This window comes from Marinospirillum celere (assembly GCF_900112235.1).
Lineage (GTDB): Bacteria > Pseudomonadota > Gammaproteobacteria > Pseudomonadales > Halomonadaceae > Marinospirillum > Marinospirillum celere.
In genome coordinates this window covers 158,148-184,049 of sequence record NZ_FOLH01000002.1, presented here as the reverse complement: position 1 = coordinate 184,049, position 25,902 = coordinate 158,148, and the positions used below count along the sequence as shown (strand labels likewise).

Here is a 25,902-nt window from a genome sequence, read left to right as displayed (position 1 = left end):
CGCATGTCTGAACAAGAAAATTTACCCCATCTGGTCTGGATCGATCTGGAAATGACTGGTCTGGACCCAGCAAAAGAACGCATTATTGAAATAGCGACCCTGGTGACCGATAGTGATTTAAATATCCTGGCGGAGGGCCCGGTACTTGCCATCCATCAGCCGGATAGTCTATTGGATGCCATGGATGACTGGTGCACCAAAACCCACGGCAATTCAGGTCTCACCCAGCGCGTCAAAGATAGCCAAGTCAGTACCCGTGAAGCCGAACTGGCGACTCTTGAATTCCTGCGTAGGTATGTCCAACCTGGCGCCAGCCCCATGTGCGGCAATAGTGTCCACCAGGATAGACGTTTTATGCTGCAGGAAATGCCCGAACTGGAAGCTTTTTTCCATTATCGTAATCTGGATGTTTCGACCCTCAAAGAGCTGGCCAAACGCTGGAATCCAGAGGTTAAAAAAAGCTTCCAGAAGCAGAATACCCACCTGGCCCTGGACGACATCCGTGAATCAGTTGCCGAACTGCGCCACTATCGTGAACATTTTCTGCGTACAACCAACGACCAGCCTGCATGAGTAAACGCAAACTGACCCGTCAGCAACGCTGGCGTGTAGAGAAGGTTCAGGCTGAACGCACACAGCGCGCTCACAGTAAAGATAAAAAAGCCCAGCATGCTTTGATTGAGGGACACCTTGATGAAGTCAGTAATGGCTTGGTCACAGCCCACTTTGGCCGTCAGGTTGAAGTAGAAGCAACGGACGGCCCGCATCAGGGAAAACGCCAGCGCTGCCATGTCAGAGCAAATGTTGAAAGCCTGGTGACAGGTGACAAGGTAACCTGGCGTCCGGCGCTGGATGAACTTCAGGAAGGTGTTGTTGAAGCCCGCCAGGAGCGTAAAAGCTTACTGGCTCGCCCCGATATGCGCGGCACCATGAAAGCCGTTGCAGCCAATGTCGATCAACTCTTATTGGTCGTCGCTCCTGAGCCGGAACCCTTTGCCAACCTGATTGACCGCTATCTGGTTGCTGCTGAAGATTCCGGCCTGGAACCGGTTCTGGTCATTAACAAATGGGATCTGATCAGCCAGGGACAAGTGAGTCCGGTGATTAGCCAGCGTCTGGACAGTTTTCTGGAAATTTATCGGGAAATTGGTTATCAGGTGCTGGCCACCTCAACCCAAAGTGAAGAAGATCTTCGCGATCTTAAACAACAGCTCAAAGGCCAAATCAGTGTCTTTGTCGGTCAATCCGGTGTTGGCAAATCGTCACTAATCAATTACCTGCTGCCAGGCGTTGACCTGCGCGTTGGCAGCCTGTCTGAAGATAGCCGCAAAGGGCGTCATACGACCACCACGGCCAAGCTTTTTCATTTTCCCGAAGGGGGCCAGCTGATCGACTCTCCCGGTATTCGGGAATTTGCTCTGGGTTATCTGGAAGCTAATGCCTTGGCGGAAGGCTTTAGAGAGTTTCGCCCTTTCCTGGGCCTTTGCCGCTTTCGGGATTGCAGCCATCAAAAAGAGCCTGGTTGTGCACTCCAGTCAGCTGTTGCTGAAGGCAAAATCCGCCAGCAAAGGTTTGATAGCTTCCTACATCTACTCACCAGCCTTTAATCCATTAGCTTACGCATTTCATCGTAAAGGCGGGCATCCAGAGCCAAGGGTGCCTGCTGCAGCCAGCGGTGACTGCTCATTAACTCTTTAAGCAGGGTAATGGACAGTAAAGGGCCTCGCCAACTGGCACCCTTGCCTTCTGTGGCTTCTTCTACTTCCTGAGAAAACAGTTCCAGATAATCCTGCCAAAAACCAGGAATAAAGCGACGCACTGGGCGCTGGCTCATCATTCCCAGACGCTCGGCAATAACCAAGCCCTGATGGTCCAGGTCACCAAAGTGAACATGTGGAACAAACTGAGGCAGAAAACGTAAGAACTCACCAGCCAGCTCCAGGTTATCAGGAGCCACCCAAACAACCAGCAGGTTTTCCGGCAAATCAATATCCAGAAAGACGCCCCTGTCTTCAATCGTCATTACCAAATAAGGAAGCTCACCATCCAATTCTTTAATCTGATGAAAGTCTCTTTCCGGCAATATCGCTTCACTCAACTGTCGCCAGATTTTTTTTAGCTCAATATTAACACCATGGCGCTTGACCAGTTTGAAATCCATTTTTCCACGCAAATGCAGGCAACGGTCTTTGCTTAGTTGCAAAGGCGGCAACTGTTGCTGCAAGTGTTCAGGAAACTCATCCATTTCCTGACCCAGCAAAGCAAGCTGTAAACTGCGCTGATTCAAGGTATGTGGCAAATCTGAACGCAAGGCTTTTTGTAAAAACTGCCAGCGTTTCTCAAAGGTTTCACTAATCAGGGGAGCATCACCATCAATTAATTCCAACCACTCACGCCATTCGGGCAGGCGCAAGTCCAGCAGTTCAGCCAAACCAGCCCGTCCGCGTGCACTGAGGCTAAACTCATCCTCCTGTTCGGTTGGCAAGAGCCAGTTGCTGGTAATCAGCTCATCAACCAAGAGCGCATTCGCCTGGTTACGACGAATCATTTGGTGTTTATAGAGCGCCAGGACGGCCTCCTGTATCGCCAGCGATTGCCAGTCAATTTGTGCATCAAGCATTGATGATCCTCTCCGCATCTCTTTGCCCAACAAGATACCACAAGTCAGCAGTGGACTATGCGTCCAAAGCCCACTTGACAAGCCCTCAGTGTTTCAGTGGATACTAATAGTAACTTTAATTGCTAGATCGAAATCCCTGATGACAATAATGAACAGAAAAAAGTGTAAAGGTTCAGGTGATTTTTAATCCTGGAAGTTAAGCTGCACGCACTGATTTCTTTACAACTCAAGCAAACCTCTTAAGATGGTTACTAGTCAGTGCATCAGGACCCAAGGAAGTAACAAGGAGCCGATATGAACAACAAGCATTCTAAATTACTCCTGGTGTTTGTCTTCCTAATCGCGGGTATCAATTTGCCGGCTTTCGCGTTTGAGCCCCAGCGGGCAGCCCCAGAGCTTCTCGACCAGCTTAAGACAGGTGGCTACGTCCTTTATATCCGCCATGGTCACACGGATTCTTCGATCCCAGACCAGGTGCCCGTCAGTCTCGATGATTGTGCCACTCAGCGCCCATTAACAGCCAAGGGCCACCAACAAATGCAGCAATTGGGTCAAGCACTGACGCGCTTGCAGCTTCCTTTAGATCCCATTATTTCCAGCCCTTTTTGTCGTACGCTCGACAGTACCGAAGCCGCTTTTCCAACAACTGGTTACCAAGTGGAAGAGCTGCTGATGTATACCGCTGCCTTAACCAGTGAAGAGAAAGAACCGGTTATTGCACGAACGCTAGGGTTAATTAGCAAGCCCCAGCCAGAAGGAAGCAATCGCGCCCTCGTTGCTCATGCACCCAACCTAGCCGAGTTGATTGACTACTTCCCACCTGAAGGTAGCCTGGTCATTTTCAAACCTCTGGGTGACGGTAACTTCCAGTACCTGGGTAGCATCTACCCCGATGACTGGCCACGACTCCTGAAAGCTAAAGGACTGGCTGATGATAACCAACCCTAAGCTCCTGTTTTACTTTCTATTTCCAGCCCTTTTGTTGGTACTCTTTGCTCTCTTATTTGGGGGCTGGAGTCTATCGCAGCTGAAAAACGAGTTTGATAATAAGCAAAAGCTAACCATTACTGACCTGGAAACCATTGAAAAAGCCGCCGACTTCAATCAAGAATTAGCAGAAGTTCACAATCAACTCATGGCAGTACTTCAAGCCGCAGAAGCGGGCGAAAAATCACCCTTGCAGCTGTACCGTAGCCATAGCAATTTAGTGGATCAACTCAGCACGCTACAGCAGCTCATTGATCAGATGGCCAACTCCCCCCTGCTAATCGACATTAATCACGGCACCTCCCAGTTACTCAACGAAGCCTTTCAGGAGTATCGGCGTTTTGCCATCATGTCAACGGATATCATAGCGGTTGACCCTGCAACCTCTGCCCATTATCTACGTGAAGCCGAGCAGAACTTCCTGGCTTTTAATACCTACACCAGCCGCATCAATCAACTCTTGGCCGAACGCACCCGGGTCAGAACTCAAGTCAGTACCGAAAGCTTTACCCAGTCTTTCCAGCGCCAACTGGCTCTCGGTTTAATGTTGCTTCTGGTTACCCTGGTCTTAATGCTATTTATGGTTCGTTTTGTAACCAGTAAGCTAATGGTCGTTACCCGAGCCCTGTCCCGACTCGCTCATAAAAGAGACTCCATACCCCGCTTAAGGTCTGTTGAAAAACTGGAACAAACCACAACCGGAGAGTTCAACAGCCTGGCTAAGGCCCTGTTGGCTTTTCGGGATTCAGAGCGTCTACGCCAGAAAACCGAAGAAGAAAACTACCGTCTTGCCTACTATGACAATCTCACGGGTTTGCCCAATCGTCGCTTGATTGCCGAACACCTGCAGCACTCTTTGCAAATTTGTCGGAGCCATCAGCGCTTGGGTGGTGTGATCTTCATGGATCTGGACCAGTTCAAAAGTATCAATGAATCCGAAGGGCCCAGCTTTGGCGACAAAGTTCTTCGGGCCTTTGCTGAACGCTTAAGTGAACAGCTCATCGATAAAACGGCCCTGGGACGTCTGGGTGGTGATGAGTTTATGCTGATTTTGGACAACCTGGACCCAGAACCCACTCTGGCAGCCAAGCAGGCACAAAGCTTTGCCGATAAATTTCGTCGCCTGCTCTGCGAACCTTTTATTATTGATGGCCAGGCTCGTAAACTCACAGCCAGTTTTGGTCTCACGCTTTTTGATCTAACCCAAGCAGATAGCCATATCGACAGCCTCTTTCGTAAGGCAGAAGCTGCCATGTACCAATCCAAAAACCTTGGTGGGAATTGCTGCAGCTTTTTTGATCCACAGATTCAGGCCAAATTGGAAGAACGTATTTGGTTGGAAAGAGAGCTGGAAAAAGCACTCGAAGAACAACAGTTGGAACTTCATTACCAACTGCAGGTTGGTACCAATAATCAACCTCTGGGTGTAGAAGCCTTACTCCGCTGGAAGCACCCGGAAAAAGGCTATATCTCTCCAGGCCAGTTTATCCCCCTCGCAGAAGAGTCCGGGTTAATTCTTCCGATAGGCCACTGGGTTTTGGCTACAGCCTGTAAGCAACTTAAGCAGTGGGAAGAACATCCAGAAACCCGGGATCTATCGCTAGCGGTCAATATCAGTGCCAAGCAGTTTCACAAGAATGATTTGGTCAGTCAGATCAAAACCTTGCTGGATACCTATAGGATCAACCCTCACCTACTCAAACTCGAATTAACCGAAAGCGCCCTACTGGAGCAGATGGAAACAACCATTCTGAAGATGCTGGAACTCAAGCAAATTGGGATTACCTTCTCCATGGATGACTTTGGAACCGGCTACTCATCACTCCAGTATCTGAAGCGCCTGCCTTTGGATCAGCTCAAAATTGATCAATCATTTATTAAAGACCTGCCCAAAGACCGTGAAGGGGCTGCTATCGTCGAAACCATCATCGCCATGGGCCATGCCTTGCAGCTGGAAGTCATTGCTGAAGGGGTAGAAACAACTGAGCAGCAAGATTTCCTGATCAGCATGGAATGCCGGGCTTTCCAGGGTTTTCTGTTCTCCCGCCCCCAACCAGGCGAAGGCCTGACCGCTCAGTTGACTGCAGGTGTAACAAAAACACACCCAAGCAAAACACTTAACAACTTGTAACACTTATAGTATACCATTAGTATGCATGAAACTTTATTCAATGAATCCAGATACTTGAGAAGTGATCATTCAATCAATTGACAGGAACCTTATCTGCAAGGAGGCTTAGTGATCGCCTCCTTACAACAGGGTAATCCATGTCAACCAGCCGCAACCTGCTACTTGTTTTCCTTTTACCTGCACTGCTGATTCTGTTTATTACCCTGGTTTTTGGGGCCTCCTCCCTTAACCAACTGAAAACCCAGTTCACCAATTACCAAACTCTGAATACCCAGGATCTGCGTACTATTAAAGAAGCCATACGTTTTACTGAAGCCTTGGATGCCCAGCATCAGGAGTTATTAGTGAGTATCAATGCTGCACGTAATGACTTAGTCGGCGAACTTAAACTAGGCTTTATTTACAGTGATCAGCAAGCAAGCTTTAATCAGTTGGCAAATCAGGTGGAATCTCTGGCTGAATCAGCCCTGGTTTCTGCCGTCAATGAAACCTCACGCTTAAGACTAAGAACTGCTTTTGCTGATTATCAAAATTTTGCGTTAGAAGCTTTGGAGATTTTGCAAACGAACCCTGAAAAAGCTGAACAGACTCTTCAGCACGCTTACTTGGAGTTCCATGAGGCTACTCAGGACATCAACCACATCAAAACCCTCTTGGCTGAACAGGCAGAAGAGCGTACACAAGTTGCTTCACTAGAGTTTTTAAGTACCGCCCAAAAACAAATGCTGGCAGGCTTGGTTGCCCTGCTTAGCCTGCTGTTTGTCTCCCTGATGCTGATTCGTTGGTTTGCTGACCGGCTGTTAATGATCACGCAGGCACTGGTTTCTCTGGCCAGTAACCGAGATGCTGAAGCTGCCGTGGCGAATATGGAAAAAATGAGCAAAAGCAGTACCGGAGAGTTTCGCCGGGTTGCCTCTGCACTCTTGTCTTTCCACACTTCAGAAAGTAAACGCAAAGCAGCGGAACAGCTGGCTGAACGCTTGGCTTATTATGATCAGCTAACCCAATTACCCAACCGGCAACTACTAAACGAACACCTACAACACTCCATGAAAATCAGCCAGACGGCACAACGTTCAGGCGCTTTGGTTTGTATCGATATCGATCAATTCAGCAGCATCAATGCCGTGCGAGGCTTTGCCACTGGCGATCAACTATTAAAAATTTTTGCCGAACGTTTTAACAAGCTGATCAAGGATCCAAGTGCTCCTGGCCGCTTGGGTGGCGATCAGTTCACTTTGATCTTGGACAACCTGCACCCGAAGCGGCCACTAGCAGCTCGACAGGCTCGTGAATATACCTTTTGGTTGCAAGAACAGCTCAGCCAGCCCTACGTGATTGACGGTGAAACCTACTCATTGACTTTAAGCCTGGGCTTGGTCTTTTTTGATGACTGTAAAGAGGATGCGAATCATCTACTGCGTAAAGGTGAATCAGCCATGCGTTTGGCCAAGGAATCAGGCGGCAATCAGATCTGTTTTTATGATCCAAGCATTCAGGCGGAGCTTGAAGAAAGAATTTGGATTGAAAAGGAACTACATCTCGCACTGGAAAGGAATCAGCTGGAACTTCATTATCAGCTTCAGGTCGGCAAACACAACCAGCCCTTGGGCGCTGAAGCTTTACTACGATGGACACATCCAGAAAAAGGTCCTATTTCACCAGGCCAGTTTATTCCTTTAGCCGAGGAAAGTGATTTAATTTTATCGGTGGGTCACTGGGTTTTGGAAACAGCCTGCAAACAACTGAAAGCTTGGGAGACTCATCCAGCTACGGCCAAACTGGAACTCGCCGTTAATGTTAGTGCGCGCCAATTCCAACAGGATAACTGGGTTGAAGAGGTTCAAGGCCTCGTTGAGCAAACAGGTATCAATCCTCAGCGTTTGAAACTGGAAATAACAGAGAGTGCTCTGTTAACCAATATGAACCCCACTATTACCAAGATGAAGGCCCTGCAAGAGTTGGGTATCCGTTTTTCCATGGATGACTTTGGTACCGGCTACTCGTCACTTCAGTACCTCAAACGGCTGCCACTACAACAACTGAAGATAGATCAAAGCTTTGTCAGAGATTTGCCAGGTGACCAAGAAGCTCTTGCCTTGGTAGAAACCATTGTTGCGATGGGCCACGCGCTCAAGTTGGACGTGATTGCTGAAGGGGTGGAAACTCAGGACCAGCTAATGTGCCTAACCCGTATGCAGTGCAGCCATTATCAAGGTTACCTCTTTGCCAAGCCGATGACAGCAACAGACTTAATTGAACGCCTGACCGGAGAGGCTTAAAGGGATTCGTCAACACTTTCATCGGTTAAAGGAAAAGCCAGGGTAAACAAAGCACCTTTCGCTGAGTTGACCACCTGAATTTCACCCTGCATTTGTTTTTCTATCACCATTTTGGCCATATAAAGACCGATGCCTGTTCCTTCTGCCTTGGTAGTAAAGTAAGGGTCAAATACTTTACTGATGGCCTCCTCGGGAATACCGCCCGCGTTATCTTCCAGGGTTAGCAATGCTTGGCTCTTTTCTTTTTTCAGGGTGATCCAAACCTCTCCAGCCAGCCCCTTCTGGTCCTTAATCGCTTCACGGGAGTTTTGCAAAATGACCATAATCACCTGCAGCACTTCATTGGGGTAACCTTTTACGCGAATATCCTTGTCCACATCCAAGTGCAACTCCATCGACTGAAGGCTGGTTTGCATCACATCCAAAGACTGGTCAACCAAATCAGCCAAATTAAACACTCGGGCCTCCTTGCGTGGCCTAAAGAAGGTCACAAAATCCCTAACTGTTTGGTTCATCTGGGTAATCAGCTTATCGGCCTGTTGCAGGCTGTCATCAAACAAGTCTTCAGTCAATTGACCAAACTCTCGCGCATCCTGAAGATTCCCCAAAGTCAGACGCAGGCTATTTAGGGGCTGCCGCCACTGATGGGCAATATTGGAAACCATTTCTCCCATTGCGGCTCGGCGTGACTGATGCAAAAGCAGCTCTTCCTGTTCTTTAACTTTCTCTTCCGCTTCATAGGTTTCAGTCATATCAGTGATCAAACCATCAACACGCAAAGGTCGTCCTTCAGCCGAATATACCAGCCAGTATCTTAGGGTCATAACGCGCCATTCTTCTTCTTTCGGATTCCAAAAGCGCATGACAAGACGGCCCCTACCTCGTTGCGCCATATGACCCAATTCTTGCAATACTCCCGCAACCTGTTTCTTATCAAGGCCACGCCGAATTAAGCCCTGAGCATCACCCAGCCAGGCACGGGCTGAATAGCCTGTTAAATAAAGGACACTGGGACTAATAAAGTTCAACTTGAACAGGGCTTTGCCTTCATTAAGTTGCAGGTCTGCAGACCAAAGCACGGCTTCCATGGAATCCATCACACTTTGTAAGTGCTGATGCGCATCAACCAGTTCCCGAGTACGGTTTGCAATGACCTCCTCCAGGCGCTGTTCTTTTTCCTGAAGTTCGCCAAACTGCTCTTTGAGCAAGCGTCCCATGGTTTCCAGTTGGACACCTAACTGATTGAATTCCAATACCGGGTATTTTTGTGACCAGCGCCAAGATTCTATTGGCAGAGGTAGTTGAGAAGGAATATTTTCTGCCACCTTAATCAAATCTTTAACCGGGCGGGCAATCCATACAGAAACCAAGCGGGTAATCAGTAAGCCGACCAGAATTAATAAAAAAGATAAACCAAAGAGAAGCGCATACATGCTAAACAGATTTTCTTGCATTTGGCGGGGGCGCAGCTCTATACGAATTGAGCCAGGCAAAGCAATACCCAGATTTTCAAGCCGATTTTGCAGGTAGTAAATGGAATTACCCCAACGACCAACAGCAGTCGCTCCTTCATCAGGCAACCAATGCAAAAATTGTCCATCTTTTGAAGCATCCAGATGCTTTGCAAGTGGTAAAACCGGGTCGATAGCAGCTTGGTTAGCCAGTAGTTCCTGTTCACCCAATTGCCAGATATAGCGCAGCTCTGGATAAACCATAGCAGCAAGCAAATCCAGGTTGAGTTCACTGAGATCAACTCTGGCTACCAGCCAATTTTGGTGCAAATAGTCATTAAATACCCGGCGCACTAATAGCAGTTCACCGGTATCGGTTAAACGTTGGGTTCGGTTGCGTCCAGTCTCCTGAAGCTCTCTAAGACTGGATTCCAAGTCAGCATTAAGGGATTGGCTAAATTCATCCAAGCGTGAAAAGCTGGTCAGGTTATTCCAATCGGAGCCCGACATGGGCCTTAACAGCAGTTCCTGGAAGGGGGTGCCTATTACTTGCCGGTCATAGCATTGACGTGTTCTGGTTTCATCATCCAGAGTACTCTGGCAGAGCTGATTAATCCGGGATAACTGATCATGTAAGCTGCCCAGCTTTTGATCCAACTGCCGGACCACAAAGCTTTGTGCACCTCTCAACTGCTGCTGTATTTCAGCTTGGGCCCTTTCCATTTGAAAGTGACCAGTAATCATGACAATCACCAGGCTGCCTAAAACCAGCATTAGCGTGGGCAGATAAAAAAACAAATCAGTGATCGACATTTCAGGTCTTTTGCGCAGACCTAAACGATCAGGCAGCAAGTAAATAAGAGTTAGCGCCAGGGTAGCATTCGCCAGAGAATTCAGGGCCTGTTTACCAATAATCATCCAGGCATCCAGCCAGGGTAATCCCAAAACCTGGTGGTAAATCAGTAATCCACCGGGAATACCCAAAAGTAGCCAATAGATGGCAACCAGCAAGGGTAGTTCCCGAAACCGGTAATGTGACAAGAGCCCTGCAACCAGGATCAATTCAAGCAGGTGAGTGATGGTTCCCCAGGGATGCCCCCAGAGTAGCCAGGTCAGCAAGTAAGCAGGGATAGCAGCGACAAGCGTTAAGGGCAGTCCATAATAAAACAACAACAGGTAGATAAAGATACTACCCAACAACAAACTGACCCCAAATAAAAGCGGGACAGCAAAATAGTTGCCCAGGCAAGCCAGCAAGGCTAGAAGTAAGAAAATCCCCAGCTTACCGGCACGCTTGTTAGCCATCTCTTAGCCCATTTCTCTAGCCAAACGGTTGAGTCCCATGGTTCTGGCCATTTCCTGAACACTCAAGCTGGTTTTTGGATGCTTCAATTTGGGATCAGCGCCAGCATTGAGTAGAATTCGAGCCGCTTCTTCATTGCGCATCATCACAGCAAACATCAGTGCTGAGTTGCCCTGTTCATCGAGCAAGTCAATATTACCCCCCTCCTGAATCAGGTCTTCCAGGGTCTTTACATCCCCTTCAACGGCAGCAATACGCATCAAAACCGCCTGACTTCGGCGCGAACCCGATTGATGACTGCGTTCTCGCTCCAGGTGACTTAGTGAGTGTTGTTTACCCAAGCGCAGGCCTATGGCTTTTAACAGGCCTTCACGGGTAAAGGGTTTGGTCAGATAGTCATCGGCCCCTAGTTCACGACCTAGGCGCTGGTCTTCTTCAGAGGTTTTTGCAGTTAGAAAAATAAACGGCAAGCTGGCGGTTTCCGGCTGGGCACGCACCTTCTCCAGAAATTCAAAACCATCCATCATTGGCATCATAATATCGCAGACGATCAAGTCCGGTTGATGCGTTTTTAATTGAGCCAGGGCTTCACCGCCGTTCATCGCCTTGATAATGTCAAAGCCTTCCAGTTCCAACATTTCTTCCAGGTTGTCCAGTAAACTGGCTTCATCTTCTACCAACATTAAGGTTTTCGTCATATTTCATTTTCCTTGGATTGCAGATTGATGGGTAGCCAAACACGGAAGCAGCTGCCTTGACCCAGTTGACTGGTTATCTCCAAACGCCCCTGATGCAAATCAACAAAGCGCTTAACGATGGAAAGGCCCAGCCCTGTGCCCTGTACATTGTCAACATTACCCGCCCTAAAGAAGGGTTCACCCAGGCTATCCAGGTCTTCCGCTGGAATTCCCCGACCCTGATCTTCTATCTGCAGACACAGCCAGGTATCCACTTCTTTGACCTGGATGCTGATCTCTTGCCCCGGTGTACTAAACTTCAACGCATTGGAAAGCAAATTAGTCAGTATGTGTTGAATCAGCTGAGCATCTACTGGGTAGGTTTTGCTAGGATCCTCCAACTGACAAGAATAGCTGATCGGCAGTTCCAGTTTTTCTGCCAGGGGTGTCAAACTATCAACAACCTCTTCAACCAGTTTGCCAACACTAACCGGGTAGGGGTCAAAGCGTGTTCGCCCTGCCTGACTTTTCTCAAGCACCAACATTTCTTGAACCAGTCCATCCAGGTGCTGAATAGCTTCTTCCGAGCGTTTGACATGCCTTAATAGTTTATCCAACCACTTGCTTTCTGTTTCTTGAGCCAGCTTTTGGCAGTATTGATCCATTAGCTGCAAGCTGGAATAGATACTTGCCAAAGGGGTGCGGAATTCATGGGTGGCCATGGACATGAACTCCGATTTCATTCGATTAATTTCTTCCAGGCTGCTGATTGCATTTTCCAGCTTGTGTCTGGCTTGGCTTTCTACGCTAATATCGTGAAACAACAGAATTCTTGCTGGGGTTTCCTGCCATTTGATCGAAGTTTCCTTGGCGAGAAGGACAACTTCACCCGTTGGCGAGTAGTCCTCATCAACTTGCAAATACACCTCTTGATCCGGCTTAAAATCGGGAAAAGCTTCTTCCAGCAGCGGATAGACCGGCTGGGTTTTATTGAAGTTATAACCCATGGCCGCCAGCAGTTTTTTAGCCGCCACATTGGTCAAGAGCATGCGCCCTTCATCATCAGTGATCATCAAGGGTGCTGGATGGCTTAATAAAAGCTGGCGCATCCGGATTTCAGCAGCAATAAAATGCTTAAGTAAATCATGAGGGCCAGCTGGCTTGCTTCGGTCAGAACTGGTGATTTCCAAACGCACAGCCAGCTCTTGCCCTTTTTGCTGAGCATCAGCCACCCGCTGATTAAGCTGATCTCTCTCCGTCTCCAGCCAAACCCTCAGGGGCAGTGGTTGTTTCAGCAACTGGCTCATATTAGAAAAGCTCTATATCAGGAGTTGGCGCTTTTTGGTTCTGCTTAGCTTCTTCAGCTTCTTTGCCAACAGCGGCCTTATGAGTCTGCCGCTGGTCCTGCATCACATAGCCTTTTTCATACTCATCCAAATCAATATGCAATTCTTTTTTAGGCAGCTGAGCAGGATTTTCCAGGAGATCAAGCATTGCCATATCACTTTTCAACAGGCATTCCAGACCATGAATGACCTGTTCGATTTGTTGCCGTGAGACATCCTGAAATTGGATTGCAGACAGGGCTTTAATCACCAGATCTTTAAAGCGCTCACTAACATTGAACATCTCTCCAACCAACTGACCGTGCTGATCGATCAGCTGTAAATAGCCTGAGCCCAGGTGCTCCAACTGCCCGGCAATTTTATCCAGCATCTGTTGCTCTTCATCCTGAAGACCTTCATCCAATTCTTCACGAAACTGCTCCTGGATGGTTTCGACCATCTGCAGGATTTCACCACTGATTTTTTCGGCTGCTTTCTCAGATTGCTTGGACAGGTCTCTGACTTCATCGGCAACCACGGCAAAACCACGACCATGCTCACCGGCCCGTGCTGCTTCGATACTGGCATTCAGTGCCAAAAGATTGGTTTGGGAAGAGACATTTTTGATCAATTCGATGCTGTCTTCCAAAGATTTGGAGCGCTCCAATACCGCCAATACTTTCTCGCGGTTATTTTCCATCTGGCGATTTTGCTGGCGTATCAAGGAGCTGACGTCTTCGAGAGCCTTTTGATTGGCTGCTGCCTTTTGTTTAGAGTCTTCGGCAAGGCTTTCTGTTTCTTCACTGCGCTGACCAACCAAATTAACAAAGTTACTGACCTCCTGATCCATTGAATCCAGATGAGTCATCAGTTCGGTAACCGCTCCCTCGGTGTGTCCATTTACACGTTGTAAGTGTCCGGAAAGCACCCCATACAAGGGTTGACGCTCATCAAAAGCCTTTTCGGCATGCCTGAGGGCTTTCAGGTAGTCCTTCAACTGGTCACTGAAGTAGCGCACCATATTGCTGGCCCCAGCCGTCAAATCACCTTCACGAAAATAAGACCATACCGCCTGAAGTGCCAAAACAGACAAGACCAGCAGGGTATTGAGTGTCGCCTGAACAAAGGAGGTTTTAAGTCCCAAGTAAACCGTTAACTGATCTACATAGTCCTGAGTCAGAAAGACCAGCAACCAGGTCATCACCAATAAAAAGCCAATACGCCTGAGTAGACGGCTCTGTAAGAGCCGAGCGCGCTTGGGTAGAGGGCGTTCTTCACTGGCCATGGTTAGATCCTTGAGCAATAGGGTAAAAACAAACTTCAGGCACCGGGTAAAACCTTCTTGATCACTTGCATCAACTGATCACCTTGCACGGGTTTGACCAGCCAACCTGTTGCTCCCGCTGCCCGAGCCTCCTGACGTTTGGATTCTTGAGACTCAGTGGTCAAGACCAGCATGGGGGTGAATTTTAAACCGCCTTGACGGGCTTTTTGAATCAATTCGATGCCATTGATTCCCGGCATATTCAAATCGGTAATCATCAAATCGGGTTTGACCCCACCCTTGATCTTATCCAGGGCTTCTTCACCTGTTTTCGCGGTTTCCACGTTTAAGCCATTACGCTGCAACACGCCCTTAACACTCATCAGAATTGTTGGTGAATCATCAACCAGCAGTACTGTTTTCATCGCCTTTTCCTTTACAAGGTAGATTAAACCACTTAAATTTTTAAAAGCTGCTCAGTTAGCAGAAAATAATCCATCGCACCCCGTGAACGAGGAGCATAGTCTCTAATTGCCTGCCCGGCTGCAAAAGCTTCAGCCAAACGCTGATCTCGTCGAATGCCTCTGAGCATGCGGCCCGGCCCAAAGGCCTGCTGGAGTTCACGTACCACAGCCTGGTGTCCGGGCACCTGGGGGTCAGCCATCACAGGGACGATACCTAAAAGTTTGAGTCCTGGATTATCCCGGCTGGCGACCCGATAAAACAACTGTGTCAATTGACGGACACCTTCAGCCCCCAGATGATGCGGAACCGCTGGAATCAGTACGCCACTGGCCGCAGTCAGGGCGTTAATGAGTACCAGATCTACTGAAGGCGGCGTATCCAGCAGAATCAAATCATAGTAGCTACGCGCTTCCTCTAGAGATCGTTTCAGAATGCCTGTGTCTTCACTGCCCCAGAGACCTTCAAAACGGGTATTGGCTGGAATCAGATCCAGGCCTGGCACCTGAGTTTTCAAAACGCATTCTGACCATTCCGGGGGCTGATCCTTAAAAAGATCATGGACACTCGGCATTCCTGAACGCCAGCGTATACCCAACCCTAAGGCACAGTGACCCTGGGAATCAGTATCCACCAGAAGCACGCGAAACTGACGCGCTGCAAATTCAACAGCCAGGTTAACTGCCGTTGTCGTTTTACCGGTGCCACCCTTGCGATTGCTGATGGCCAGTACCGGATAGGCAAGTTGCTCAAGCATCCATCAATCCCTATTCGCTTCAGCGAGGGCTTTTTCCAGTTGCGGTTGTAGCCAACGTTTAATAAAAGAATCTGTTGCTGCCCGTTTAATCGGTCTTGGCTGGCGTAACAAGGCTTGAAATACGGCCGCATGCAAATGCTCACAAGCACTGAGATCCAGGTGGAGCTCGGGGTCTTCCAAGAGCTTCTCGTGTATTTCCTCTGCCTCTTCAACGCCGCAGATGGCTTCCAGCTTCAGGCAGTTACTTTCAAGTGTATAACTCATAGTCAATCAGCCTCCTAAAGCAGGTTGGGAAGATCCAGAACCAAAAGAACACTGCCATCACCGAGGAGCGCTGTCCCCTGATAGACACCCAGGCTTTCCAAAGCGCCTTCCATAGGCTTGAGAATTACTTCCACACCTTCACTAAAATCATCCACCATCAAAGCCACCAGCTCACCGCGCAGACGCACAATCAACAGAGCAACCTGCTGCTGGTCTTCAGGTTCTTCCAATGCCAGCAGTTGGCGTGAACGACAGACAGGCAACACCTGTTCACGGAGCATCACCGTTTCCCGGTCTTTGAACTGGTGCAAGCGATCCTTGGGCAGGCGAACCGTTTCAGCGACCTGATCCATGGGCACACCATAGCGCTGGCCATCAATCCAGATCTGCATCACCTGACTAATCGACATGGACAGAGGCAGTTTCATTCGGGTTCGAGTTCCTTCACCCAGGCGGCTATCCAGTTCCAGACGCCCTCCGGCCTTTTCAATCGTGGTTCGAACCACGTCCATGCCTATACCACGACCAGAAAGATCGGTGGCCTCATCTTTGGTTGAAAACCCAGCCGCAAAAATTAATTCCTGAGCTTCCTGATCCGTCATTTCTTTGATTCGGCGCTCATCAACCAGGCCTTTCTCGTAGGCTTTGAGGCGCATGGCTTCGGGGTCGATCCCCTTACCATCATCGGCCACTTCAATCACCACCCATTCATTTTCCTGCCAGGCTGACAACCAAATCTTACCGGTTTCCGGCTTACCCGCAGCAGCACGCTCTTCAGGCATTTCGATGCCATGATCAATACTATTGCGCATCAGGTGAATCAAGGGATCTGACAGGTTTTCAATAACATGCTTTTCCGCTTCAGTATCCTCACCCTTGACCTCCAGCTCCAGAGGTTTGCCCAGTTTGCGGGACAAGTCCCTAACCAACCGAGGAAAACGCTGGAAGACATGAGAAACAGGCAGCATTTGTACCTGCATCATGGCATCTTGCAGGGCGCGGGTAATCCGGTTAATAACATTGAACTGTTCACGAATTTCCCGGGCAATGCGGCGCTGACCATAAATCTGTTCTGCCCGCTGCGCCAAAAAAGGCAGGGTATTCTTGGCAACCACCAGCTCACCAACCAGATCACCCAGTTGCTCGACCTGCTCATGATCAACCTTATAGGAACGTATCATGGGGGCTGCTGCTTTACTGTCACGTGCTGACGATGCAGGCGCAGTAGCTGATTTGGCAGGAGTTGGGACTGTTGTTTTGGGCTGATCAGTCACCCTTTCTTGAGGCTGCGCAGCTGGAGCTTCATCCTGAATAACCCAGGCTTTCAGCGCCTGCTGCATTGCCTGGGTGTCTTTGGCTTCTACAACCGCAGGAGGCAGACTGGCTTGGCAGGCTTGAGCCAGATTAGCCAACAAGTGCCTGACCGAAGCCAGGGCGCCAGCCTGTAGCTGGGCTTCCTGGCAGCTAGCCAGCAAGCGTAGCTGCTCTTCGATCAGTTGGGTTTCCAAACTGCCTTCAGTGAGCTGAAGAACAGGTGCAGACTCAATAGACGGAGGTTGGTTGGCTACTTCTGAAGCAGTTTCAGACTCAGATTCAGCTTCTTGCTCTGGAATTGAGTGCTCTTGAAAAGCAGGCTGAGTTGAAGCTTCAAGGGGTTGTGGTGTAAAGACAGCCAAGCGTGAAGACCAGTCAATTTGATTGTCGACCAGGAGGTCATCGGGATTTTCCAAAGCCTCAACCAGGGTTTCAAAAATCAGGGCATCATCTGGCGTCAGTTGAACAATTTCTTTAAGCCAACGCAGCAAGCTGGCTTCCCGACTTGTCGGGTTGAGTAGTTCCAGTTGAATATCCAGGCGCTCAAGCAGCTGATCCTGCTGGCGGTTTTCCCAGAAGTGGCGCATATCCTCCAGCATGGCTGAGTCTAATTCCATGCCCAAGGGCTCACCCTGTGGCTGAATAAGCTCTTCCTTGACCAGCGGCTGATAATCAATTTGCTCAGGAATATACTGAAAATGCTCGGCGACTTCTGCTTCACTGGTTTGAATCAAAGCGCCCAACTGAAGTTCGCATTGATAAACATCCGCTGATTCAGGTTCTGTCGTTGCAGGCCATTGGGTTAACGCCAAACCGAGCAGACCGGGAGCCTGACGTAAATTAAGCAGTGGATCATCGCCCTGATAAAAACAACCTTCATCCGGTGTATAGGTCAACACCCAAAGGGTTTCGCCGGCCTGAGCCAAACGAAAAGCTTCCAGCCTGGCTGCTTCATCCAGATTAACCAGCCACTGGGGGGCAACTCTATCTTCAACAGGATCTTCAAACACACCCCAGTTGATGCCCTCACCCGTGGCTGCTGCAGGTTCTTCTTCAGGCTGGGTTGCTTCCGTTGTTTCCTGGCTGGTCGCTGTTGCCTCCACTGGGCTGCCCTTGTGAGCTGCAAGCACTTGGCTCAGTTCACCCGCTAGTTGATCAGCCTTTTGGTCAGCATCTCCTGGCAAAGTACCCTGAGTATCCAAAGCATCCACCCAGGCACTGATCTGGTCCATGGCTTCCAGCAGAATATCAATACTGCCAGCATCCAGCCGGGTTTCACCTTCTTTGGCTATTTCCAGCAGTTCTTCGGCAACATGTACCACCTTAACCAAAGCATGCAGCTCCAGTACTCCACCCGAGCCTTTCAGGGTATGTACCTGGCGAAAAACTTCTGTCAAGGCATCAGGATCTTCAGGATTTTTTTCCAGAACCAAAAGCGCCTGCCCGGCTTTTTGTACCAGCTCATTGGCTTCTTCAACAAAAAACTTGAGCAAATCATCCATGGTTAGCCTCCTCAGTACGCCCAGTCACCAGCTTGAGCTGACGAGCCAACAAATCACCTTTGACCGGCTTAACAAGATAGCCATTGGCACCCGCTTTGTAGGCCATTTCCCGGTCGTGTATTTCCGATTCGGTAGAAATCATAATCATAATCATGGCCTGGGTTTCAGGGTTGCTTCTCACTTCACGAACCAGGGTATAGCCATCCATCTGAGGCATGTTGATATCAACCAGTAGAGCTAGATAGTCTTTAGGTTTTTGAAACACCTTTTCAACGGCTTCCAGGCCATTGGCTGCTTCATCGACTTCAAAACCTGCTTGCTCCAGCAGTTGTCGGTGGTAGCCTCTTACGGTCTGAGCATCATCAACGACCAAAATTTTCATACTTGACTCCTCTTGGCTCTGGCTACTTCTGATACACCAGGGCATCAGGAAACTTGCGTACCTTGAAAAGGGGCGAAATGCGGCTCATGGATTCAGAATGCCCCAGACAAATAAAGCCGCCTGGATTGAGGGCATCAAAAAGTCTTTCTGCAGCTTGACGCCTGGATAAATCATCAAAATAAATCAATAGGTTGCGACAAAAAACAACATCCATCTTGCCCAAAGCAGCCACTTCTGAAGCTGAATAAAGGTTGACTCTTGAAAAGCCAACACTTTCGCGTATATCTTCAATCAGTTGATAGCGTGAAGAAGAACCGCCAGCTACCGGGCGAAAATATTTTTTAAGCCACTGTTCCGGGACATGTTGCAAGGATCGCTTGTCATAAATACCCTCGCGTGACCGGTTTAAAACCTGAGTATCGATATCCGAAGCCAGAATTTCTACGTCCCAGTCCGCCAGGCCTTTCCAACGTTCCAATAAACTCAAGGCGATGGAGTAAGGCTCTTCTCCTGTGGAGCAAGGCAAAGACCAAATACGTATGCGCTGACCCGGACGTTTTTGCCAGGCCACTTCATTCATCATGCTGTTGACTAGGCAGTCCAACTGATAGGACTCTCTAAAAAAGTAGGTTTCGTTCACTGTCATCAGATTAATGACCGCCTGTAACTCGTCGGTGCGATCAAATCTCAACAGGTTGAAATAACTACGAAAGTCTGCGCACCCCTTGATTTTGGCCCGTTCTTCGAGCCGTTTATCAACGAAGTAGCGTTTACTTTCTTCAAAATAGATGCCGGTTTTGCGATAAAAGTAATCACGAAACCTCAGAAAATCCTCTTTAGTTATTTCCACTCAGGAACTCCTTGCCGGATGCATCCTGATTTTTCTGAGCAGCCAGTTCCTTGCGAATATTGGCAAGGGCAAAGCTGGCGTAGGGCTCATCACTGAATTTTTCTGCAATTTCATCAAGCAAAGGTAGCTCAGGATCGGCCTTCAGCGATGGCAGAGCATCCAGAGCTGTCATACAAACATTGATATCTTCTTCCTGGCTGAGCAGCTTGAGTACCACTGGTAAGAATTTAGGGTTTTCCAGCCAGGTAATCAGGTTAAGGGTTAAAATGCGGGTATCCCTGTCCCCTTCTTCCAAGCGTTTTTTCAACTCAGGAAAGAGTAATTCCCGCTGTTGATCCTCACTCACCTGGCTCAGCCCATCAATAATTTGACTGCGCAGGCCGGCATCATCGTTATTCAGTTGGTCGAGCAACAGATGTAACTCTTTTGCTGTCAGCCCCGGCAAAAGGTGATTCATAAACACCTGCTGTAAACGAACATCGCTTTCGGCAACCATTCGCTTCAGCATGCTTTTGCGCAGATCAGCGGGCAGACTCGGGTTAGAAGACAAGAGGTGGATGCAGTCTTCAGCACTACCTTCTTGCAGCTGCTCAGCGAGTTGCTGAACCAACTCTTCGGTTGTCGCTGCTGTTTTTTGCTGCGCTTCAGCTTTAGGGTTACGAATTAACATGCACCTTACTCCTGTCCTAGTGAGTCGTTGCTGGAAGCCAGCGCTTAAGCTGGGCAGGCATGTCTTCAACAGGTAGAACCTCATCCGCACCACCCAGCTCAACCAAAGCACGCGGCATACCATAAACCACGCAAGAGTCTTCACTTTCAGCCAGAGTGCGTCCTCCTGCTTGGTTCAACTGATACATTGCCTGAGCCCCATCATCACCCATTCCGGTCAATAACAGACCGACCAGTTGCTTGGCATCCAGAACTTCCATTGCCGACTCCACCATACGTTCAGCACTGGGATGCCAGGGACGTTTGGCGTCTTGTGGGCAGGGCACAGCCATCAGGCGTCCAGCACGACGTCTTATTTCTATATCCTTGTCACCCTGAGCCATATAGACATGCCCGGCCAGCAGTGGTGTGGGTTTATTGACCTCCCTAACGGGCAGCGCACAGAGGCCATCCAGGCGTTTGGCGAGGACTCCAGTAAAGGTTGCCGGCATATGCTGGGCAATAACCAGGGGCCAGGACTGCTGGCTGGACAAGCCACTCAACAAGCTTTCCAAAGCACTGGGGCCACCCGTGGAAACACCAACCAGTACCAGGCCTTCTGCTTCCTCTGTTGAAGCTTCTTGGATGACAGGTGGCTGCTCTTCAAATTGTGCAGCGACTGGGCACTGACGGGTTCTTGGACGAGAGCTGGCTGCAGCACGAACTTTTGCCAGCAGCTCTTCAGCAATGGTCTGCATATTGTGCGAAACCGTTCCCCCCGGCTTGGCAATATAATCCACTGCACCCAGTTCCAGGGCTTCCAAAGTTGAGAGAGCACCCTTTTCAGTCAGCGAGGAAACCATAACCACCGGACAGGGCTTTTGAGTCATGATATGGCTTAGGCAAGTCAAACCATCCATAGCGGGCATATTGATGTCCAGAGTCACCACATCGGGTGTTTCCTCAGCCAGCAACTCCAAAGCAACTTCGCCGTTACGTGCGGTGCGTACCTGAAAATCACCCGCCTCTTCAAAAATACGCGTTAAATAACGGCGCATCATGGCCGAGTCATCGACTACCAGTACGGAAATCATACTTGGAGGCTTCCTTCTTCCGTTGGGCTGTCCTCGACTGAACTCAGGCCTTCGGCCAATTGCCTGGCTTCCTGGTCGCTAATCAAACGGGCCACATCCAACAGCAGGATAATGCGCTGCTGGTCGGTAATATTGGCCATTTGGCTAATTAGTTGCATCTGTTCAGGCGACAAGGGAGGGGCTGCTTCAATTTGTTTGGTACGAATCTTCAGAACTTCTTTAACACTATCCACAATAAAGCCCGTTCTCTGACCATCCAGGTTCAAGACAATGATTCTCTGACGATAGTCTCTTTCTTTTAAAGGCAAATCAAAACGACGGCGCAGGTCCATGACTGGTAAAACACTGCCACGCAGATTGATAATACCTTCAATAAAAGAGGGTGCCTTGGGCACTCGAGTTAGTTGTTCAGGGACACGCAGAATTTCCTTAGCGGCTTCGATGGCAACACCATATTCTTCATCTTCCAGGGAAAAGACCACCAGTTGCCTTTCTTCTTCTGTGGTTGTTTGATTCATATTTGCTGTCTCCTGCTCGACCGCTTCAGCGGCCTGTTGAAACTGTTGGTCAGCCAAGAGCTTGCGGGTATCCAGCAGGGCTAACAGGCGTTGATTGTCAGCCAGGCGAGCCATCGCATTAACATCCTGAAAACCCGGCAGGCCGGCTAGCAGTTCAGGAACAGGCTGAAAGGCCTTTTCGGGAAGGCTGGCAACCTGGGTAATCGCATCCACAATCAAACCCACAAAATGCTTGCCACTGCGATCTCCCAGAGGAACCACCAAAACACGCTGTTGGGATGCAGGCACCTGGTCTTCGGGTAATTGATACAGCCGATGCAGACTAACCAGCGGAATCAAAAGCTGACGCAAGGGCAAAACACCAACCAGATAACCAGGCAAGCCGGTTACAGGTTCCAATTCATCAGGCAGACGAACGACCTCCTTAACCTGCTGAATGGGCAGGGCAAAATCCTGGTTGCCCAGTTCAAAACCTATGATCAGCTGCTGTTTGTCCGTCTTTTCCTGACTGGCAAGCTGGGCTTGATCACCCACTTTGCCTGAGGAGGCCGTTTGCTTTTGATAGTCCGGGTGGAGGCCACTGGCTTCTTGGAGTGCCTGGGCGTCAAGTAGCCGGCGTATACCCTGCTGCGGCTGCTGGGGATCAGGGCGTAAAAGGCCAGCCAAGTAGCGGCGACTATCTTCACGCTGTAGTGAATCGCTGGTATCCAGACGCGATTGAGGAAAGTTTTCAACCGCTTCGACTTCATCAACCCAGAGCCCCAGGGGCTGTTCACCCTTAAGAACCAATATTCGGGCTGCAGCTGTTTTGGGACTGGTTTCGCGGCCTAGCAAACTGGCCAGATTGACCAGAGGCAGCACCTGGCCACGTAGATTGGTAACCCCCAGCAGATGGGCACCGGCCAAGGGCACACGAATCAATTCGGGCACACGAATCAGCTCTTTAACGGCACTCATCGGCAGGGCGAACTGCTCTTTGCCGAGCACAAAGCAAAGGCATTGCAGCTGTTGGTCAGCGTGTCCGGCTACCTGGACCTCTTCCTGCTGAAGACTGGTCGTCATAACCCCTCCTCAGCTTATTCGAGTGTCTGCAGCTCATCAGCCAAAGACGCGATTTCTTCGGTTGCTTTTGCCAACTGCTCGGTACTGGTTGCCTGCTGGCGAGAAGCGGCAGCGGCTTCACTGGTCGCCTGATCCGCCTCTTCAGCTGCACCGGCAATCTGTTCGATACCCTTGGTGGCTTCATCGACAGAAACACTGATTTGTTCAGAGGCGGCAGCAATTTCATCATTACCTGCCAGAACTTGACTCATGGCGTCTTCAACACCTTCCAACTCCTTGGCTGTACTGGCGTTTTTCTCGGCATCCATAACCGCAGCATCGCTAATGTCATCCATGATGTGACGGACATTGGCAATATCATCCTGTGCCGATTCAATCACTTCCAGAATACGCTCAGCATTTTCATTGGCATCATAGGATAGGTTGCGTATGTCAGTGGCAACCACGACAAAGCCCTTGCCATGCTCACCCGCACGAGCAGCCTCTATACCCCCGTTGACTGCCAGCATACTGGTCTGGATATTAACCTTGTCGATAGTGTTCATGACCTTGTTAATTTGGCGCAGGAGTAAGTCCAACTCACGAATTTGCTCGCGGGCACGACGAACTTCTTTAACACTTTCCTGGACACTCTGTGACAGGGATTCCACCTGCTCACGGTTAGTTTTTACCAGTTCCATGGCCTTGTGGCCTGTTTCCTGAATGCCACGCACCAGCTCAGCCGACTGGCTGGCCGCTGCAGATAACTGCCTGACGGCCGAAGCGGCTTTACCGGAAGCCTGACTTTGCTGCTTGGCACCCCGGTTGATTTGTTCGATGGCCGTGGCCACTTCATTGGCTGCTCGATTAACTTCTTCAATTGCAGCGGCCAGATCTTCAGTAGCCGCAGCCACTTCTTCACCGCTTTTATCCGCCTCACTATTCACGCGCAGATCTTCGGTCAGTTCAGCCAAAGCCTGGGTGGAATCCTTGGCTTGTACCAGGGCCTGATTTTGCTGCTCGACCATGCGTATGGCCTGGTTACAGGCTGAAGCCTGCTCTTCAGCTGCTGCAGCAATGGTTTCCCCTTCCTGGCTGAGCAGACGAACACCCTTAACCGCTTCAGAAACAGCCCGGGCAATCTCTTCGCCCTGGTTAACCATCGAGTCCATGGAGGTTCTGACTTCCCCCAATTGATCGACCACCTTATCAGCAATTTTCATGTCTTCACGGCTGGATTCAGCTGAGCGGTTGGTTTCTTCAACCAGTTGTTTAACCTTGGTTTGTATACCTTCCACGACCTCTTGAATTTTACTGGCTGATTCCTGCGAGGTTTCTGCCAAAGCACGAACTTCATCGGCAACCACTGCAAAGCCCCGGCCATGCTGACCAGCACTGGCTGCTTCTATCGCCGCATTCAAGGCCAGCAGGTTGGTTTGATCAGCAATATGAATGACAGCTTCAACGATATCGCCGATTTCATCGGAACGCTTAGCCAGTAATTCGGCGGCGTCTACTGCCCGTCCTTGGCGATCAATGGATTGGCGGATGGAGTCAATCATGGCTTCAACCTTATCGCCAACTTCACCGACACGCTTATGCATCCTCTGGAGACGCTTGCTGGCCTCCTGGGTGGATTCTGTTTGCGTTTCTATGGCGTCATTGACTTGGCGAACCACCTGCTGGGTTTCTTGAGCAGCGCCGGAAGCCTGTTCAGCACCTGAAGCTATCTGCGTGGTGGCTGCTTGCAGCTCCAGAGTGCAATTCGGTTACGGCACTGGCAATACGCTCAGCCAATTGTTGTTTACGGGCCAGGGTTCTGGCTCGTCGACGGGCTTTCATGGCTTCATCATTTTGACGGGGGTTGGTGGCAGGTGCGGAAGCTGGAGTAGCAGCTGTCGTTGATTGGTCCGCTGAACCCTTAGTGTTACGGTACAAGCGCCATAGGTTGATCTCTCCATCAGCCAAAAACTTAAGTTTAATCCTGCTATTTAAATACAATTTTATTCTAAGGTAACAAAAACCAGCCTGCTGACCTAGGGTGTTTAAACCTAAGGTAGCAGAAATAAAAAAATGTACAACCTGTGTACAGGTATTTTATCGTTACTGATACAGGAGTTTTTGTTAGCTTTCACTTTCCGATGGGCGAGTCAGTTCTCCCAGAGCTTCAATCGTCATTTCCAAGACTTCCACCAAAGCTTCCTGTTCTTTCATGCTTGCCAAGCGGTCGCTGGCATCCCGACTGGTCATCAAACCCAAATCCCGGTGGCCGCTTTTAAAGCGGGCAACCAGCATTTCCGCCGGAAAAATTTCCTCACTTGAATTCTGAACATTGACCAAGAAGACTTCCCGCTGACGCTCTGTTTGGTCAATCAAATCTCTTACTTTGGCAAATTGCTGATCGGCAAAAAGCTCTACCAGACTGCAACCTTGTAACTCACGATAGGAATAACCAAAAAGCACTTGGTGTTGGCGGTTGATTTCTTGGATTTCCAGGCTGTCCCAATCAAAAATACAAAAGGCATCCATGGCGGTCCAAAACAGGGTGCGATAACGCTCTTCACTCTCTTGCAAGGCTTTACGAGCTTTATCCAGTTCCTTACGGGCATGCAATTGATTGGCAAGGCGCAGCAGGGTTTGGTTCAACTGGCGGGTATTCACTGGCTTGAGAATAAACTTGTCAACGCCCAGATCAATGGCTCTAAGAAGATATTCTGTTTCCTCATGAGCTGTGGTCATGATGATGGGCTGGTCAGGATTCATTTCACGCAGATGTTCAGCCATCGCCAGACCATCCATTTTGGGCATGCGGATATCACTGATCACCAGGTCAGGCCGGGGGTTTTGGCGGGTATACAGATGCAAGCCTTCAGCACCATCTTTAGCCAGAAGCACTTGGCCAAAACGTCTTTCCAAAAACTGTAGCAGTTGGGCTCTAACGTCCTCATTGTCTTCAACATAGAGTACCGATAGGGCTTTCAATCCATCTGGATGCTCTGCTTCAGAGGACTGCTGAAATAAACTCATTCG

Annotated in this window: 22 protein-coding genes; 5 read left to right on the top strand and 17 right to left on the bottom strand. The window is 49.4% G+C overall.

What is annotated here, in order from left to right; all coding sequences use genetic code 11:
* Positions 1-3 precede the first annotated feature (3 nt).
* Together orn and rsgA are read left to right on the top strand one after the other, a co-directional pair.
* Positions 4-573, top strand: a complete 570-nt coding sequence (gene orn, locus BM185_RS05360) for an oligoribonuclease (protein WP_091960423.1) — start codon at positions 4-6, stop codon at positions 571-573.
* On the top strand, positions 570-1,607 hold the full coding sequence (gene rsgA, locus BM185_RS05355; RefSeq protein WP_091960420.1) for a small ribosomal subunit biogenesis GTPase RsgA: 1,038 nt from the start codon (positions 570-572) through the stop codon (positions 1,605-1,607). Before orn ends, rsgA begins: the two co-directional genes overlap by 4 nt.
* On the opposite strand, the gene BM185_RS05350 is transcribed toward rsgA, so the two are convergent.
* Entirely contained in the window at positions 1,604-2,620 is a 1,017-nt protein-coding gene (locus tag BM185_RS05350) for a hypothetical protein (protein WP_091960417.1), read from the bottom strand. The genes rsgA and BM185_RS05350 overlap by 4 nt on opposite strands.
* Before the next feature lie 294 nt (positions 2,621-2,914).
* On the opposite strand from BM185_RS05350, the gene BM185_RS05345 reads away from it, so the two are divergent.
* The 3 genes from BM185_RS05345 to BM185_RS05335 all read left to right on the top strand — a co-directional run bounded on the left by BM185_RS05345 (position 2,915) and on the right by BM185_RS05335 (position 8,020).
* A complete protein-coding gene (locus BM185_RS05345; protein ID WP_091960414.1) occupies positions 2,915-3,568 on the top strand; it encodes a histidine phosphatase family protein in 654 nt (217 codons plus the stop codon).
* Positions 3,552-5,738 (top strand): putative bifunctional diguanylate cyclase/phosphodiesterase, encoded by a 2,187-nt coding sequence (locus tag BM185_RS05340; RefSeq protein ID WP_091960411.1) that lies wholly within the window; start codon positions 3,552-3,554, stop codon positions 5,736-5,738. Before BM185_RS05345 ends, BM185_RS05340 begins: the two co-directional genes overlap by 17 nt.
* Positions 5,739-5,875: 137 nt before the next feature.
* Entirely contained in the window at positions 5,876-8,020 is a 2,145-nt protein-coding gene (locus BM185_RS05335; protein ID WP_091960409.1) for a putative bifunctional diguanylate cyclase/phosphodiesterase, read from the top strand.
* Here BM185_RS05335 and BM185_RS05330 read toward each other — a convergent pair.
* From BM185_RS05330 to BM185_RS05255, 16 genes are all read right to left on the bottom strand, one after another.
* Positions 8,017-10,776 carry a sensor histidine kinase gene (locus BM185_RS05330; RefSeq protein WP_091960406.1) on the bottom strand — a complete coding sequence of 920 codons (2,760 nt, stop codon included), beginning with the start codon at positions 10,774-10,776 and terminating at the stop codon, positions 8,017-8,019. The genes BM185_RS05335 and BM185_RS05330 overlap by 4 nt on opposite strands.
* Positions 10,777-10,779: 3 nt before the next feature.
* Positions 10,780-11,472, bottom strand: a complete 693-nt coding sequence (locus tag BM185_RS05325) for a response regulator transcription factor (protein ID WP_091960403.1) — start codon at positions 11,470-11,472, stop codon at positions 10,780-10,782.
* Positions 11,469-12,758, bottom strand: a complete 1,290-nt coding sequence (locus BM185_RS05320) for a sensor histidine kinase (protein WP_091960400.1) — start codon at positions 12,756-12,758, stop codon at positions 11,469-11,471. The genes BM185_RS05325 and BM185_RS05320 overlap by 4 nt, the downstream gene beginning before the upstream one ends.
* A gap of 1 nt (position 12,759) precedes the next feature.
* Positions 12,760-14,061, bottom strand: a complete 1,302-nt coding sequence (locus tag BM185_RS05315) for a methyl-accepting chemotaxis protein (RefSeq protein ID WP_091960397.1) — start codon at positions 14,059-14,061, stop codon at positions 12,760-12,762.
* A gap of 35 nt (positions 14,062-14,096) precedes the next feature.
* Positions 14,097-14,465, bottom strand: coding sequence for a response regulator (locus BM185_RS05310; protein WP_091960394.1), 369 nt, complete (start codon positions 14,463-14,465; stop codon positions 14,097-14,099).
* Positions 14,466-14,497: 32 nt separating this feature from the next.
* Positions 14,498-15,259 (bottom strand): ParA family protein, encoded by a 762-nt coding sequence (locus BM185_RS05305; RefSeq protein WP_091960392.1) that lies wholly within the window; start codon positions 15,257-15,259, stop codon positions 14,498-14,500.
* 3 nt (positions 15,260-15,262) lie between these two features.
* Complete coding sequence (locus tag BM185_RS05300; RefSeq protein ID WP_091960390.1) at positions 15,263-15,523, bottom strand: hypothetical protein; 261 nt, start codon at positions 15,521-15,523, stop codon at positions 15,263-15,265.
* A gap of 14 nt (positions 15,524-15,537) precedes the next feature.
* A complete protein-coding gene (locus BM185_RS05295) occupies positions 15,538-18,339 on the bottom strand; it encodes a chemotaxis protein CheA (RefSeq protein WP_091960388.1) in 2,802 nt (933 codons plus the stop codon).
* Entirely contained in the window at positions 18,332-18,721 is a 390-nt protein-coding gene (locus BM185_RS05290; protein WP_091960385.1) for a response regulator, read from the bottom strand. The genes BM185_RS05295 and BM185_RS05290 overlap by 8 nt, the downstream gene beginning before the upstream one ends.
* A 22-nt stretch (positions 18,722-18,743) precedes the next feature.
* Positions 18,744-19,571, bottom strand: a complete 828-nt coding sequence (locus BM185_RS05285) for a CheR family methyltransferase (RefSeq protein WP_091960383.1) — start codon at positions 19,569-19,571, stop codon at positions 18,744-18,746.
* Positions 19,558-20,241, bottom strand: coding sequence for a HEAT repeat domain-containing protein (locus BM185_RS05280; RefSeq protein WP_091960381.1), 684 nt, complete (start codon positions 20,239-20,241; stop codon positions 19,558-19,560). The genes BM185_RS05285 and BM185_RS05280 overlap by 14 nt, the downstream gene beginning before the upstream one ends.
* A gap of 16 nt (positions 20,242-20,257) precedes the next feature.
* Positions 20,258-21,313, bottom strand: a complete 1,056-nt coding sequence (gene cheB, locus BM185_RS05275) for a chemotaxis-specific protein-glutamate methyltransferase CheB (protein WP_091960379.1) — start codon at positions 21,311-21,313, stop codon at positions 20,258-20,260.
* A complete protein-coding gene (locus tag BM185_RS05270; RefSeq protein ID WP_091960376.1) occupies positions 21,310-22,893 on the bottom strand; it encodes a chemotaxis protein CheW in 1,584 nt (527 codons plus the stop codon). The genes cheB and BM185_RS05270 overlap by 4 nt, the downstream gene beginning before the upstream one ends.
* A gap of 14 nt (positions 22,894-22,907) precedes the next feature.
* Positions 22,908-24,551, bottom strand: a complete 1,644-nt coding sequence (locus BM185_RS05265; protein ID WP_091960374.1) for a methyl-accepting chemotaxis protein — start codon at positions 24,549-24,551, stop codon at positions 22,908-22,910.
* Positions 24,552-24,585: 34 nt separating this feature from the next.
* Entirely contained in the window at positions 24,586-24,840 is a 255-nt protein-coding gene (locus BM185_RS05260) for a hypothetical protein (protein ID WP_091960371.1), read from the bottom strand.
* Positions 24,841-24,996: 156 nt separating this feature from the next.
* Positions 24,997-25,899 (bottom strand): response regulator, encoded by a 903-nt coding sequence (locus BM185_RS05255; protein WP_091960368.1) that lies wholly within the window; start codon positions 25,897-25,899, stop codon positions 24,997-24,999.
* Positions 25,900-25,902 lie beyond the last annotated feature (3 nt).

What these genes read in the sequence shown, in the direction of transcription:
- orn (WP_091960423.1), top strand. Translation starts at nt 4, where the DNA reads ATGTCTGAACAAGAAAATTTACCCCATCTGGTCTGGATCGATCTGGAA.
- rsgA (WP_091960420.1), top strand. Translation starts at nt 570, where the DNA reads ATGAGTAAACGCAAACTGACCCGTCAGCAACGCTGGCGTGTAGAGAAG.
- BM185_RS05350 (WP_091960417.1), bottom strand. Translation starts at nt 2,620, where the DNA reads ATGCTTGATGCACAAATTGACTGGCAATCGCTGGCGATACAGGAGGCC.
- BM185_RS05345 (WP_091960414.1), top strand. Translation starts at nt 2,915, where the DNA reads ATGAACAACAAGCATTCTAAATTACTCCTGGTGTTTGTCTTCCTAATC.
- BM185_RS05340 (WP_091960411.1), top strand. Translation starts at nt 3,552, where the DNA reads ATGATAACCAACCCTAAGCTCCTGTTTTACTTTCTATTTCCAGCCCTT.
- BM185_RS05335 (WP_091960409.1), top strand. Translation starts at nt 5,876, where the DNA reads ATGTCAACCAGCCGCAACCTGCTACTTGTTTTCCTTTTACCTGCACTG.
- BM185_RS05330 (WP_091960406.1), bottom strand. Translation starts at nt 10,776, where the DNA reads ATGGCTAACAAGCGTGCCGGTAAGCTGGGGATTTTCTTACTTCTAGCC.
- BM185_RS05325 (WP_091960403.1), bottom strand. Translation starts at nt 11,472, where the DNA reads ATGACGAAAACCTTAATGTTGGTAGAAGATGAAGCCAGTTTACTGGAC.
- BM185_RS05320 (WP_091960400.1), bottom strand. Translation starts at nt 12,758, where the DNA reads ATGAGCCAGTTGCTGAAACAACCACTGCCCCTGAGGGTTTGGCTGGAG.
- BM185_RS05315 (WP_091960397.1), bottom strand. Translation starts at nt 14,061, where the DNA reads ATGGCCAGTGAAGAACGCCCTCTACCCAAGCGCGCTCGGCTCTTACAG.
- BM185_RS05310 (WP_091960394.1), bottom strand. Translation starts at nt 14,465, where the DNA reads ATGAAAACAGTACTGCTGGTTGATGATTCACCAACAATTCTGATGAGT.
- BM185_RS05305 (WP_091960392.1), bottom strand. Translation starts at nt 15,259, where the DNA reads ATGCTTGAGCAACTTGCCTATCCGGTACTGGCCATCAGCAATCGCAAG.
- BM185_RS05300 (WP_091960390.1), bottom strand. Translation starts at nt 15,523, where the DNA reads ATGAGTTATACACTTGAAAGTAACTGCCTGAAGCTGGAAGCCATCTGC.
- BM185_RS05295 (WP_091960388.1), bottom strand. Translation starts at nt 18,339, where the DNA reads ATGGATGATTTGCTCAAGTTTTTTGTTGAAGAAGCCAATGAGCTGGTA.
- BM185_RS05290 (WP_091960385.1), bottom strand. Translation starts at nt 18,721, where the DNA reads ATGAAAATTTTGGTCGTTGATGATGCTCAGACCGTAAGAGGCTACCAC.
- BM185_RS05280 (WP_091960381.1), bottom strand. Translation starts at nt 20,241, where the DNA reads ATGTTAATTCGTAACCCTAAAGCTGAAGCGCAGCAAAAAACAGCAGCG.
- cheB (WP_091960379.1), bottom strand. Translation starts at nt 21,313, where the DNA reads ATGATTTCCGTACTGGTAGTCGATGACTCGGCCATGATGCGCCGTTAT.
- BM185_RS05270 (WP_091960376.1), bottom strand. Translation starts at nt 22,893, where the DNA reads ATGACGACCAGTCTTCAGCAGGAAGAGGTCCAGGTAGCCGGACACGCT.
- BM185_RS05255 (WP_091960368.1), bottom strand. Translation starts at nt 25,899, where the DNA reads ATGAGTTTATTTCAGCAGTCCTCTGAAGCAGAGCATCCAGATGGATTG.